Annotated in this window: 13 protein-coding genes; 6 read left to right on the top strand and 7 right to left on the bottom strand. The window is 59.8% G+C overall.

Annotation, left to right across the window (positions count from 1 at the left end):
- Nucleotides 1–127 precede the first annotated feature (127 nt).
- The 4 genes from A3OQ_RS0118420 (at nt 128) to A3OQ_RS0118405 (ending at nt 3910) form a co-directional block, all read left to right on the top strand.
- Entirely contained in the window at nt 128–2035 is a 1908-nt protein-coding gene (locus A3OQ_RS0118420) for a Tad domain-containing protein (protein WP_020176911.1), read from the top strand.
- Complete coding sequence (locus A3OQ_RS0118415) at nt 2032–2628, top strand: TadE/TadG family type IV pilus assembly protein (protein WP_341872086.1); 597 nt, start codon at nt 2032–2034, stop codon at nt 2626–2628. Before A3OQ_RS0118420 ends, A3OQ_RS0118415 begins: the two co-directional genes overlap by 4 nt.
- The gene (locus tag A3OQ_RS0118410) at nt 2628–3077 is read left to right on the top strand and encodes a TadE/TadG family type IV pilus assembly protein (RefSeq protein ID WP_026596003.1); all 450 of its coding nucleotides are present in this window, start codon (nt 2628–2630) and stop codon (nt 3075–3077) included. Before A3OQ_RS0118415 ends, A3OQ_RS0118410 begins: the two co-directional genes overlap by 1 nt.
- 98 nt (nt 3078–3175) lie before the next feature.
- Entirely contained in the window at nt 3176–3910 is a 735-nt protein-coding gene (locus A3OQ_RS0118405; RefSeq protein ID WP_020176908.1) for a glutathione S-transferase, read from the top strand.
- Nucleotides 3911–4026: 116 nt separating this feature from the next.
- Here the strand turns inward: A3OQ_RS0118405 and A3OQ_RS0118400 are convergent, their stop codons facing one another.
- The gene (locus A3OQ_RS0118400) at nt 4027–4419 is read right to left on the bottom strand and encodes a response regulator (protein ID WP_040581426.1); all 393 of its coding nucleotides are present in this window, start codon (nt 4417–4419) and stop codon (nt 4027–4029) included.
- Nucleotides 4420–4650: 231 nt separating this feature from the next.
- Here A3OQ_RS0118400 and A3OQ_RS0118395 point away from each other — a divergent pair, with 231 nt between their 5' ends.
- On the top strand, nt 4651–4869 hold the full coding sequence (locus tag A3OQ_RS0118395; RefSeq protein ID WP_020176905.1) for a hypothetical protein: 219 nt from the start codon (nt 4651–4653) through the stop codon (nt 4867–4869).
- Nucleotides 4870–4931: 62 nt separating this feature from the next.
- Here A3OQ_RS0118395 and A3OQ_RS0118390 read toward each other — a convergent pair whose 3' ends face one another.
- The 6 genes from A3OQ_RS0118390 to A3OQ_RS0118365 form a co-directional block, all read right to left on the bottom strand.
- Entirely contained in the window at nt 4932–5744 is an 813-nt protein-coding gene (locus tag A3OQ_RS0118390; RefSeq protein WP_020176904.1) for an ABC transporter permease subunit, read from the bottom strand.
- The gene (locus A3OQ_RS0118385) at nt 5741–6646 is read right to left on the bottom strand and encodes an ABC transporter permease subunit (RefSeq protein WP_040581423.1); all 906 of its coding nucleotides are present in this window, start codon (nt 6644–6646) and stop codon (nt 5741–5743) included. Before A3OQ_RS0118385 ends, A3OQ_RS0118390 begins: the two co-directional genes overlap by 4 nt.
- Entirely contained in the window at nt 6643–7779 is a 1137-nt protein-coding gene (locus A3OQ_RS0118380) for an ABC transporter ATP-binding protein (RefSeq protein ID WP_200860011.1), read from the bottom strand. Before A3OQ_RS0118380 ends, A3OQ_RS0118385 begins: the two co-directional genes overlap by 4 nt.
- The gene (locus A3OQ_RS0118375) at nt 7752–8894 is read right to left on the bottom strand and encodes an extracellular solute-binding protein (RefSeq protein ID WP_210162197.1); all 1143 of its coding nucleotides are present in this window, start codon (nt 8892–8894) and stop codon (nt 7752–7754) included. The genes A3OQ_RS0118380 and A3OQ_RS0118375 overlap by 28 nt, the downstream gene beginning before the upstream one ends.
- A 208-nt stretch (nt 8895–9102) precedes the next feature.
- A complete protein-coding gene (locus A3OQ_RS0118370; RefSeq protein ID WP_020176899.1) occupies nt 9103–10071 on the bottom strand; it encodes a c-type cytochrome in 969 nt (322 codons plus the stop codon).
- A gap of 303 nt (nt 10072–10374) precedes the next feature.
- Nucleotides 10375–10998, bottom strand: coding sequence for a TetR/AcrR family transcriptional regulator (locus A3OQ_RS0118365; RefSeq protein WP_040580201.1), 624 nt, complete (start codon nt 10996–10998; stop codon nt 10375–10377).
- A 322-nt stretch (nt 10999–11320) separates the two neighbouring features.
- Between A3OQ_RS0118365 and A3OQ_RS0118355 the strand changes: the two genes are divergently transcribed.
- Entirely contained in the window at nt 11321–12043 is a 723-nt protein-coding gene (locus tag A3OQ_RS0118355) for a response regulator (RefSeq protein ID WP_026596001.1), read from the top strand.
- The last annotated feature ends 354 nt before the right edge of the window (nt 12044–12397 follow it).

The raw sequence follows: 12397 nt of genomic DNA, 5'->3' as shown, positions 1-12397 counted from the left end.
GATCAGACACCTTTCGCGTAGAATAATGTGTCTTTCGCAGAGATAGGCCCATCTTGCAGGGTCGAGATTCTGACTTCATCAATTAAATTGCAGTTTGTATTGGTCTCAGAATCATTGGGATCCATAAATGCTGTTCAGCTTGCTCCGCACTTTTTGCTGCCGCCGTGATGGCAGCGTATCCGTCATTAGTGCGATTACTCTTCCTGTCATCGTCGGATTTCTGGCCTTGGGTGCCGATTATGGCCATGGGCTTGTGGTCAAGACGGAGAACCAGCGGGTCGCTGATCTTTCGGCCTATGCGGGCGCTTTAGCTTATTCGAGCACAGGCACAACCGCGGCGATGACGGCCGCGGCGCAGAGGCTTGCCGCCCTCAATGGAATCACGGCTACGCAGGTGACCGCCACCCTTGTCACTTCGCCGAGGAATGCCGCCAATCAGGCCGTCTCGGTGAACATTGCGACCAACGATGTTCTTCTGCTGGCGCCCGTGCTGCGCTCCGGAACCAGCATGCCGGTCAATGCCAAATCCTACGCCTCGCTCAATGCGACGGCGTCGGCTTGCATGCTTGCGCTGAGCGCCAGCGGGAGCGGTGTTGCGCTCACCGGCGGCACGTCGATTTCGGCACCAGCCTGCTCGGTTGCCTCAAACACCACGGTTTCCGTGCCGTGCGGGGACACGATCACGGCAAAGTCCGTAACATATAACACGACTGTGCCGAGCCAGCCTTGCAGCGGCATCAGCGGCTCGATCACTAAGACCCCAACCGCGGATCCTCTTGCGGCTAACGCCGGGATCGTTCAAGCGGCCGCTCATGCGAGTTCGCTGTCGTCGCTGACATCGCCGAGCGCGCCAAGCGTGCCGAGCGGAAAGTCCATCACGTTCGATTGGAGCAATAGCGCCACCGGCGGGGCTGCGAGCGTGGGTTGCTCGGCATCCTTCAGCTCGCCGACCTGGACTCTGACCTGCCCGCCCGGCGGAACCTATTATTTCGCGACGATCTCGGTCGGCGGCGGCATTACGCTCAATTTCAACCTATCCGGTTCGGCTTCGACGACTTTCGACTTTAGCGGGCCTCTCAACAATACCGGCACGGCGATGAATTTCGGGCCGGGCACCTATAATTTTGCCCAAGGCATCGTGAATACGTCGACGATGACTTTTGGCGCCGGCACGTTCAACATCGGCGGCGCCTCCGGATCCTGCGGCTTCTACAGCATCTGTAACAGCGGCGGCGCGACGCTGACCTTCGGTGGTCCCAGCAGCTTCGTTCTCTCGTCCGGCCTTTACAATGGCGGCGGCGCCACGATTACGTTCGGCAGTGGTACAACCAATAGTTTCAAGATCGGCTCGACCGGCAGCGGCAGCAATGCCATCAATGTGCAAGGCGGCTCGAAGACGACCTTCGCCGATGCGACCGGGACCGGCAACTTGTTTCAGGTCGTCGGCAATATCACCAGCGGCGGCGGCAGCTGCCTCACGTTAAGCGCCGCCACGGCGCATGACTTCAATGGCTCGTTCTCGGCGGCCGGGGGCACCATTTTGGGAACCGGCGTCTATTCCTTCTATGGCTATGTAGCGCTCGGCGCGGGTGGCGGTGGCGATGTCAGTTGCAATGGTCAGATGGTCGGGTTTACGGGCACCAACGTCACCGTCGTGACCGCGGGTGCGAGCACATCCTCGACGTCTCCGTGTTCCGGTTCGGCCTTTTGCATCGGTGCCGGATATAATCATGTCAGCCTGACCGCTCCGACCACGGGAACGAATGCCAATCTCGGCGTCATTGGTCCCGTCTCCACCTCAAATACGGCGACCGCGCTGCTGACTGAAGGCGCGAGCAATACGAGCATTTCAGGTGCGTTTTATTTTCCGAACGGACCGCTGACCCTGACCGGCGGCGCAAGCATCGGAAATCAGGCGGGCCAATGTTTGCAGATCGTCGCGTCGCAAATCACTTTGTCCGGCGGCACGAGCGCATCCGCTTCCAATTGTTTCAGCGGATCGGGATCTGCCAGCACGGTGCAGCTTGTTCAATGAAGCATGAGCCTATCGTAATGAAAAGGCGCGGCATGATCGCAGCGTTTGCTTCGTTCCGTCGCCACCGCGGCGGAGCGTCGGCTGTAGAGTTCGCCTTGGTCCTGCCCCTCTTCGGCTTGATCCTCGCCGGTGTGGCCGATTTCGGTGGCGCGCTTTATGCGAAATTCGGCCTCGACAGTGCGGTGGCGGCAGCGGCCAATTACGCGTTGGTCAATGCGACCAACGTCAATTCGACGTCCGGAGCAAGCCTTGCGACAAATCTGGCAACGATCCTGGCGAGCGCCCGCGCGACGAATTGGGCAACGGGCACGGTCGTTGTGAACAATGGGCCGTCCGCGACGGTCAATAGCTCAGGCACGGTGACATCCGGCGGCACGGCATCCAAGGCCGATCTCTATTATTGCCCGACCGGGTCTGGAGCGAGCGTGGCCTGGGGATCGTCGGTGGCCCAAGGCGTTTCATGCACAGGTGGCGGCACCGCGGGCAAATTCATCACCATCGTCGCACGTAGAAGCTATAATCCGATCTTCTCCTCCTATGGTCTCGTCAAGAACGGGACCATTACCGCCGCCGCCGTCGTACAGGCACAATGATGCGGTGCCGGCTGAAAACCTTCACCGGAAGCACGTCGGCTGCGACCGCCGTCGAATTCGGCATGGTTTTCTTGCCGCTGGTCCTCGTGATGTTCGGCATCATGGAATTCGGGCGCGCTTTATGGACGCGCGAGGCGCTTCAGCAAACGGCCATCGCAGGGGCTCGCTGCATGGGCGTGGTTCAGACCGGCTGCGGCACCGCTGGCGTCTATAATGCGAGCATGGCCACAAGCTTTATCCAAGCCCAGGCGGCGTCATGGGCGATCCCGCTATCAAGCTCCAACATAACTCTCAGCAATACGGCATCATGCGCCGGGCTTGCCGGCACGGGTTTCTCGCAGGTCTCGATCACCTACAGATTCAAAACGGTGGTGCCTGTGTTGATCCCGTCGCTCGCCGCCGGCATTCCCTTCGTGGCGACCGCGTGCTTTCCGAACAATGGGCCGTAAGACAAATTCTGAACGCATCGGCGGAACATAAGCAAGAACCGCCGTCGCGATTCATGCTTATGTTATCTAGTACTCCATCTTGATGGAAAGGAACGCCCATGCCCTATGAACTATATTATTGGGACGGCTTGCAGGGCCGCGGCGAGTTTGTGCGGCTGGCGCTTGAAGAGGCTGGCGCCGATTACATCGATGTCGTGCGGGGACGGAAAAAGGGCCAAGGTACCGCCGCGATGATGAAGATCATGGAAGGCAAGAGCGAAGCCCATATTCCTTTTGCGCCGCCCTTCTTGAAGGACGGCGATCTGATCGTGCCGCATGTGGCCAATATTCTGATGTATCTTGGACCGCAGCTCGGTCTTGCGCCTAAAGACGACAAGCTGCGCTACGTCGCGAACGGCTTGCAACTGACGATCACCGATATGGTCGCGGAAGTTCACGACACGCACCATCCGATCTCGGGCGGGCTTTATTACGAAGATCAGAAAGACGCCGCCAAGGCACGTTCGGACGATTTCATTCAGAACCGAATCCCGAAGTTCCTTGACTATTTCGACCGCGTCCTGAAGCAGAATCCCTCCGGCAAGGAACACGCCGTCGGCGATAAACTCACCTATGTCGATCTGTCGCTGTTTCAATTGATCGAAGGTCTGCGCTACGCTTTTCCACGTGCCATGAAAAGCCTGGGCCGGCGCTATGCGGCGCTTCGTGCCCTGCATGATGCCGTCTCGCAGCGTCCGAACATCGCGCGCTATCTGGCCTCGGACCGTCGCATTCCATTCAATGAGGGCGGGATCTTCCGTCATTATCCCGAGCTCGATCAGGAGGTCGCTTAGAGCATGATCCCAAAAGTTGCAGACTTTTTGGACAAGATCATGCGGCCGAGCAGATGTTTTAAGCGCCGCGATGATTCAACTTAAAGCGATAATGCTCCCGCACATGGCCGTTTGGCTTAGGCCGTGTGCTGGCTCGGCGTGGCCGTAGCGAAGCCGCGCAGCGCCGCGAGCATCTGCTTTGAATCGTAGGGCTTGGCAAGAAACAGACTCCGCGGCGGCAACTCACTCGGGGCCGGTCTCGGCTGACCCGATACGACGATAAGCTCGATCGGCGGCCAGCGGTCTCGAATGGTCGCGCATAGGCTCAAACCATCCATACGCCCCGGCATCCCGATATCGGTGATGACGACGCGAATATCCAGGCGTTCTTCAAGAATGCAAATGGCCTCGGCGGCATTGGCCGCGGGTATGGCTTCGAAACCTGCCTCTTCGAACAGGCACATATCGTCGAGAAGAAGAAGCGGCTCGTCTTCGACGACCAGCACGGCAGGCTTTGGAGGGTGAGACAATTGGAATCCACCAATGGCAAGAGGCACGGCGATGCCGCCGAAAAATTATAACGTATCTATGCCGCTCCGGTTCCGCCAAGCCTATGGATAAAATGGCTTTTCGCCGTGACGGCGGTTTTTGTGGCCGCAATCAGATCGTTGAACCGGCATGCCGCGTCGAACGGTCCCGGAACGATGCGCGCTTTTGGCACGTTCAAGATGGCCTCGGCATCAACCCAAAGGATGGCTTATATGCGTAGCTTCATCATCGCAGTGCTTTGCATCGGATCGCTGATCGGCGGATTGTCAACCGCCGACGCCAAAGGCTGTATCAAGGGTGCCATTGTCGGCGGTGTCGCCGGCCATTACGCTGGCCATCACGGATTCCTTGGCGCGGCGGCCGGATGTTTGGCAGGCCGGCATTTGGCGAAGCAAAGAGAAACCGCCCCGCCGCATGGGTCCGGCAGATGAGCGTTCAGACGTGAGCCTCCGGTAGGGGGCGCCGCTCTTCGATCGTCGCGAGCACTTCCAGCCTATGTGTTGTTGCGTCCTGTGCCGCCTCGTAGAACCAATGTGGCGGCCATCATCAGCATGGCGACGAAGAGGACGAGCAGGCTCGCCAGCGCGTTGATCTGCGGCGAGACGCCGAGACGCACGCTCGATAGAACGACGATCGGAAGCGTCGAAGCTCCGGGTCCGGTCACGAAACTCGAAATCACGACGTCATCGAGCGACAATGTGAAGGCGAGCAGCCAGGCCGCGACGAGCGCCGGCGCGAGCAGGGGCAGGCTCACCCGCGAAAATATCCGCCAAGGCGTCGCGCCGAGATCGGCGGCGGCTTCTTCCAGGACCGGGTCTTGCTGCGACAGCCGCGCACGGATTACCACTGTCGCATAGGCCATGCCGAAGGTGATGTGAGCGATCACGATCGTCGAAATGCCGCGCGTGCGCGGCCAGCCGATCGCCTCGCCGAAAAACACGAATAAGAGAAGCATGGCGAGGCCGGTCAGCACTTCCGGCAGGATCAGAGGCGTTATCAGCAGAGCTTCGAAGAGGCTGCGGCCGGGCGACGCCCGCATGGGCCTTAGTGCGAAGGCCGCGGCCGTGCCGAGCAGGATCGAGGCCGTCGCGCTCATGATGGCGATGCTGAACGAGAGCCAGGCCGCGTCGCGCATTTGAGCATTCTTGAACAGCTCGCCATACCAGCGCGTGGAAAAATGGCTCCAAACGCTGACGAGCTGACTGTCGTTGAAGGAATAAAGGATGAGGATAGCAATCGGCACATAGAGAAAGGCGTAGCCGAACGCGACAAGGCTCAAAAGCGCCGTGGAGCGACGGCCGTTCACGGCGTAGCCTCCACGCGGCGGCGCAAATGATAGACGATCATTGCCGGGATCAGCACCAGCACCAGAAGCGCGATCGCCAGCGCCGAGGCCATCGGCCAATCGTGATTGTTGAAAAACTCGGTCCAGAGCAGATGCCCGATCATCAAAGTGTCGGGGCCGCCGAGAAGATCGGGAATGATGAATTCGCCCACGGCGGGAATGAAGACCAGCAGCAGGCCGGCCACGATGCCGGGCAGCGAGAGTGGCAAGGTCACCCGCCAAAAGGCCTTGAAGGGCGATGCGCCAAGATCTTCGGCAGCTTCGAGCAGCGTCCAATCGAGCTGCTCCAGCACGGCATAGATCGGCAGCACCATGAAGGGCAGATAGGAATAGACGATGCCGAGATGGACCGCGAATTCGGTATGAAGCAATGGCAGCGGCTCCGCGATGATGCCGAGCTTGACGAGCGCGGTGTTGATCAGCCCATTCGAATTGAGGAGGCCGGTCCAGGCATAGACCCGGATCAAAAACGAGGTCCAGAACGGCAGGATCACCAGCATGAGCAGTACCGAGCGAGTGCTCTCTTTTGCGCGTGCGATCGCATAGGCCATGGGATAGGCGAGGAGCAGCGTCAGAAGCGACGATAGGGCGGCAATGCGGATCGAGCTCAGCAAGGCTTCGAGATAGAGAGGGTCTAAGACGAGCCGCTGGTAATTCTCTGCCGTCGCGTTGATCTGCGGCAGCAGGCCAGGGCCTTTCGAGAAGAGCGGCATATAGGGCGGCGTGCCGATGCGCGCTTCGACCAGACTGATCGCGAGCACGATGAGGCAGGGCAGAAAGGCGAAGAGGAGAAGCCAGCCGAGCGGCAGGCCGACAATGAGTGCGCGGATGCTGCGTGAACCTGAAAGAGATTGTGCGTTCATTCGGTAAGCACCCGGGCCGCCGCCGCCGGCCATGAGAGATGCACGCCATCGCCTTCGGCGGGCGATCCGGCGGCGATATATTCCATCGGCGACAGTCTCGCGATGATGGTCTTGCCGCTGTCGATCCCCACGTGACAGAGCACCGTGCTTCCCAGGAACACAAGGCTGCGGATTTGGCCGCGCAGCACATTGTCCGCTTGCGGCGTCTCCCTTGACACGCGGAGCTGCTCCGGCCGCACCATGACGGCGGCAGCAGCGCCGATCGTGATGTCGGCGTCGCAACGCGCGCGTAAAGCCGAACTGGCTTCGGCGCTTTCGAGCGTGGCCTCGCCTGCCGCGATGCCGGTGACATGTCCTTCGAACAGGTTGGCGGCGCCGAAGAAATCGGCAGCAAAGCGCGACTTTGGCGTATCGTAGAGATCGCCGGGGCGCCCGATCTGCACAATTTTGCCGTCGCGCATGAGCGCGATGCGGCTTGCCATGCTCATGGCTTCTTCTTGATCGTGCGTTACCATGACGAAAGTGATGCCGATGCGCGCGCGTAAGGCCACAAGCTCGGATTGCGCCCGCTCGCGCAGTTTTTTGTCGAGCGCAGCCAAGGGCTCGTCCAGCAGGAGGATTTTCGGCCGTTTGACGAGGGCGCGGGCGAGCGCCACGCGTTGCCGCTGGCCGCCCGACAATTGATGCGGCCTGCGCTTTGCCAGCCCGTCCATCTCGAAGAGATCGAGCGCTGCGCGCACACGCTCGCGGATTTCCGCCTTCGAACGATGCTCCTCCTCGAGGCCGAAGGCGATATTGCGCTCGACGCTGAGATGCGGGAACAAAGCATAAGACTGAAACATCATATTGACCGGCCGGCGATAGGCAGGCTCACCTGCCATATCCTCGCCATCGATCAGGATGCGTCCCACGTCCGGCTGTTCGAAGCCCGCGATCAGCCGCAGCAGCGTGGTCTTGCCGGAGCCGGACCCGCCGACGAGACAGAAGAATTCGCCGCGCGTTATATCGAGGCTGACATCATCGACGGCATGCGTTTCGGCAAAGCGCTTGCTCACGCGATCGAGGCTGATGATCGGCAAGGAGCGCTCGTCGGGCGATGGCACCGTCAATGGCCTGTCTTGATGCGCGTCCACAATCGATTCCGCTCGCGTTCATATTTTGGCGTGACCAGCGCGGGCGTATAAAGCCGTGCATCGGCTGGCGGGTAGACGACAGGGTCGTCTGCGATCGCCTTGGGAATGAAGCCGCGCGACGCCGGAACCGCATTGGCATAGCCGATCGCCGAGGTAATCGCACCGATGACGTCGGGTTCGAGAATATAATCGATGAAGGCTTCGGCATTCGACGGATGCGGCGCGTCCTTCGGGATTGCCATCACGTCGATGTTGAAGGCAGCACCCTCCGATGGGAGAAAAATGCCGATATCGATCCCATTATTGGCGTCCTTCGCACGTTTGCGCGCTTGAAAAAGATCGCCGGCATAGCCCTGCGCGACGCAAATGGCGCCATTTGCAAGGTCGTTGATATAGCTCGACGAATGAATGTAGCGATAGGCCGGCCGGGCGGCCGAGACAACCGCGCCGGCCGCCTCGAGATCGGCCTCGGACGTGCTCATCGGGTCCTTGTGCAGATAGGCCAGTGCCGCCGGAAAAACCTCTTCCGGTGCATCGAGCAGCGTGACGCCGCAAGGCTTCAGCGCATTGACCGCTTTCGGTTCGAACAGGAGCGCGAGACTGCCGATGGGAGGATCTTGAAGAAGCGGCGCGATCTTGGCTCTGACATAACCGACGCCTGTGCCGGACATCATATAGGGCAGGCCATAGGCATTCTGCGGATCTGCCGCCGCGAGCTGTTGCAGCACCTTCGGATCGATGCCCTTGGCGTTTGGAATATGCGCGAGATCGAGTTTTCTGTAGAGGCCTGCTTGGATTTGCTTGGCGAAATAGGGCATCGCCGATGGAAAGACGACATCATAGTTGGAATTGCCGACGATCAGCTTGGCTTCGAGAACTTCGTTCGAGTCATAGACGTCGTAATTGACCTTGATGCCGGTCCGCGCTGTGAAACCGGACAAGGTGTCGGGGCCGATATAGTCGCTCCAGCCGTAGACGTTGAGGACTCTTTCTTCTTCGGCCGCTGCCGCGGGCAGGAGCCCGGCCAAAACGGCTGCTACGGCGCCAGCAAGCAAAGCCGCAATCCGCAGCCAGCATGGCCTTTTTTGTGCCGAGGCAATGTGTGGCCGTGTCAAAGCATTCCCCCGCAGATCTCGCGGGCGGGAATTTACGGACAAAGCGCTTGGAATCAAGCGGCAAGCTGGAAGCGGCTGGCTTTGCACGCGCCATGTGCGCGCTCGCACCTCCGCCGGCTGACGCGATGCTAGTGTCTGTTCAGCCGATCGCTCGGCTTTCCTTCCAAATGCCTGGCCCCGCCGGATTGAACCCGACGGGGCTTTTTCTTTAATACGTCGCGGTGTTTTGATTACCCAGCGTATGGCTGAGATAATTATAAATCGCGGTCAGCTCGTCATCGTCCATTTTTCCGATGGAGCGCCACGGCATGCGTCCGCTCAATTCATGTCCTCCGGGATCGATGCCGGTGCGCAAGGTCTGTATGAACTCCTCGCGCTTCCAGTTTTTTACGATACTGAGGTCTGGCCCTATGGGTCCGAGCTGACCGGGAACGCCGCCGGTCAATTGCTGGCCGTGGCATTCGCGGCAATCCTGATAGGATAAAATATATTCGCCATAGGCGGCTGTCGGGCCTTTCGCAGGCGCAGTGTTGACTCCCATTACGATCGGTTTGCCCGGCGGAAGCAGGCCCGCGCCCAGCATGGCGAGACCCAACAGATTGAGCTGATCCGGCGGATTCGCGATTGTCCCGCCGGCTGGGGGCTGGCTGCGGATATAGGCGATGAGGGCTTGCGTATCCTCATCGCTCAACCTGCTGGCGCTCGTATAGGACATCATCATCAGCCAATGCCCGTCCGCGTCGACGCCATTGCGAATGGCGCGGAAAATGTCGCCATCCGACCATTGGCTCACGCGGCCGGCCGGGGTGAGGTTGGCGGATACAAAGGCTCCCATGTACATCGGCAGTTCCGTGCCGACGTCCCAGCCGCCGGTGAGCGTGCCGGTTTTCGAATGGCACGCACCGCAGAAACTATCGGAGATGGCCCGGCCACGCTCGATCTGTTCGGGGGTGCCCGCGACTTTCACGTTTGGCGCCGGAGCGTTGCGCACATGCAGCTTGATGAGGCCGGAGACAACCAGCACGCTCACCGAAAAAGCCGCCACGGCGAAAAGCGCTGTCGCGCCCACGCCGCCCCATTTCAAAAAACTATTTTTGAGCCTCCAAGAGCGGACACTCGACCAGACCAGCACTGCGGTCATGGCGAGCAGGGCCACGAGCCCGATAATGTTCAACATACTGTCTCCTCGATCCTGCGCGCCGCACATTCGCCGGCATATGCCGGTTCTCTGGTGATCCAGATCGCGCAACAAAATTGAAGGCAGACTTGTCGAGGGCAGAGATTACGAGGCGGTCTCAACCAGCGCTTTTCGCGTTACAGGCGTAATGCTGCGAACTGCTCGCTCCACCCCATTTGAGGGGCTTGGAAAGCCGCAATAGCGCCTATCTTTAAGGGCAATGTGCAATGCGCGAACCACAGGGGTCATGCTTCAAAGGATAATCACTCAAAATTGAATCGCGATCACGCTCCAAACATCGCGCTAAGGCGCAGTCCGAAGCAAAGCCCGGCTGGTTTGCTCACAGAGCCACTGCTCGGCGCGCTCATAGGACCAGCCATTGTCGTCGCGGAGCGTGAATAGCCCGGAGTAACCCAGATAGAACCAGAACACATCGACTGCATGGTTGACATCCATACCGTCCTGCAGCGCACCCAGGTTGAAGAGGCGCTCCGCGACTGGCACGAAACTTTGCCGGCAGTCTTTTGTGGCCATGGCCAAGGTCGAAGCCGCACCCTGGTCGTGCGGCGCAGTGGTGATCATCACGCGGATGATGTCCTCATAATTCTCGCGCATGATCCGGCAGACCTTGGTCGTGAAGGTCACGATCGCCTCCGGATCATCCATGGTCATGACCGTGCGAATCGCGTTCTCGACCATCGGATCTTCCATTTTGGTCTCGATCAGGGTTCGCAGCAGGCCCTGTTTGCCGCCGGATACGGCGTAGACCGTCGCCGGCGCAACGCGCGCGAGCGTCGCAATATCGTCCACCTTGGTCGAGAAATATCCCTGTTCGCTGAACAGCTTACGCGCCGCGCAAATGATCGCCTGCCGGGTCGCCTCGGCATATTCCACGCGCCGGCTGACCCCCTGCGGCTGTCCGTCCAAGTTACCGCGTCTAGCCAATGCCGATCCTTGTGTGATAGAGTTTCACTCTGATCTTTGAAGTATGACTATGGGTACCATAGTAAGCAACTACATTCTAGAGCAAATCTAATTTTATGCGAGCTTGCCTAACGAACCGAGGCCGATCGCAACCGAGGAGGAGCTATTGATGGTGACAAGACCCATGATTGTTCGGAGCGCACCCGCGGTCAGCCGATCTTTCGTCATGCAAGGCAGTCCGGAAGCTTTCGGTAACGAATCCAACCAAGCCGGCGACGGACTTCAGGACCTGTCTTCGCTCCAGGACGAGAACCTTGGCAACGAGATGCAAAAGCCGGCGCATATTCTGTTTGTTGATGACGATATGACGATGCAACACATGGTTGCGAATTATCTCGAAGAGCAAAATATGCAGGTCGTGTCGGCATACCGGCGCCAGGACGTGCAGCGCCAATTGGCGACGGCCACGCCGGACCTCGTCATCCTCGATCTGCGGCTCGGCCAGGATGACGGGCTCGATCTTTTGCGCGAGATCCGATTGCATTCCGATGTGCCCGTGATCATCACGACGGGCCATCGCCGCGAGGAAATCGATCGGGTGGTCGGTTTGGAACTCGGCGCCGACGATTATCTGGTCAAGCCGTTCGGCCTTCGCGAACTTCTCGCTCGCATCAGGGCCGTATTGCGCCGGCAGCAATTGGGATCGATCGCGGCGCAACGCAATGCCGAGGCCGGGCGCTGCCGCTTCGGCGGCTGGCAGCTCGATCGCCGCTCCCGCCGCCTGACCGATCCGAGCGGCGCGCCCGTCGCCCTGACCAAGGGCGAATATGCTTTGCTGATCGCTTTCCTCGATGCGCCGCAGCGGCCTCTGACGCGCGAATCGCTTTTGCAGGCGACGCGCGTGCATGAAGATGTCTTCGACCGGAGCATCGATGTGCAAGTGCTGCGCCTGCGGCGCAAACTCGAAACCGACCCGAGCATGCCGCGTGTGATTCAGACCGAACGCGGCGTCGGTTATGTCTTCGCCCTGCCTGTGGAGAGGCTCTGACGAAAGCGCATCGAATAGAGCCGGAGCCGCAAACGAGACCCGCGCAAGCGCGGCGGCGCTCGGACCGAGGCTCTTCGTTTCGGTTTGTTACAATTGTAACCTGGTTTTCGGCCTCGGGAATGGGACGGCAATACAGGCGCTGCAGGATCTCTCCGCTCAGCAAACTCGGGGAGGCGTCCATGACCTTTAGAAGCCAATTGCCGCGCGATGCGGCCTCCATCGAAATATCGGCATCGAAGCAAAATCAATGGCTGCGGTTCATCGCAGCGATGCTGGCGCGTGTGGAAGAGGGTCTCGTGGCATTCGGCGAATTCATGTTCCCGGATCTTTTCGAGCCACCGGCCATGCGCGCCT

This window comes from Methyloferula stellata AR4 (assembly GCF_000385335.1).
Classification (GTDB): Bacteria; Pseudomonadota; Alphaproteobacteria; order Rhizobiales; family Beijerinckiaceae; genus Methyloferula; species Methyloferula stellata.
The sequence above is the reverse complement of the archived record's forward strand: the minus strand, read 5'-3'. Positions and strand labels throughout refer to the sequence as shown.

Excerpts from the sequence above, each read along its gene's own strand:
- A3OQ_RS0118420 (WP_020176911.1), top strand. The coding sequence starts at position 128 with ATGCTGTTCAGCTTGCTCCGCACTTTTTGCTGCCGCCGTGATGGCAGC.
- A3OQ_RS0118415 (WP_341872086.1), top strand. The coding sequence starts at position 2,032 with ATGAAGCATGAGCCTATCGTAATGAAAAGGCGCGGCATGATCGCAGCG.
- A3OQ_RS0118410 (WP_026596003.1), top strand. The coding sequence starts at position 2,628 with ATGCGGTGCCGGCTGAAAACCTTCACCGGAAGCACGTCGGCTGCGACC.
- A3OQ_RS0118405 (WP_020176908.1), top strand. The coding sequence starts at position 3,176 with ATGCCCTATGAACTATATTATTGGGACGGCTTGCAGGGCCGCGGCGAG.
- A3OQ_RS0118395 (WP_020176905.1), top strand. The coding sequence starts at position 4,651 with ATGCGTAGCTTCATCATCGCAGTGCTTTGCATCGGATCGCTGATCGGC.
- A3OQ_RS0118385 (WP_040581423.1), bottom strand. The coding sequence starts at position 6,646 with ATGAACGCACAATCTCTTTCAGGTTCACGCAGCATCCGCGCACTCATT.
- A3OQ_RS0118370 (WP_020176899.1), bottom strand. The coding sequence starts at position 10,071 with ATGTTGAACATTATCGGGCTCGTGGCCCTGCTCGCCATGACCGCAGTG.
- A3OQ_RS0118355 (WP_026596001.1), top strand. The coding sequence starts at position 11,321 with ATGCAAAAGCCGGCGCATATTCTGTTTGTTGATGACGATATGACGATG.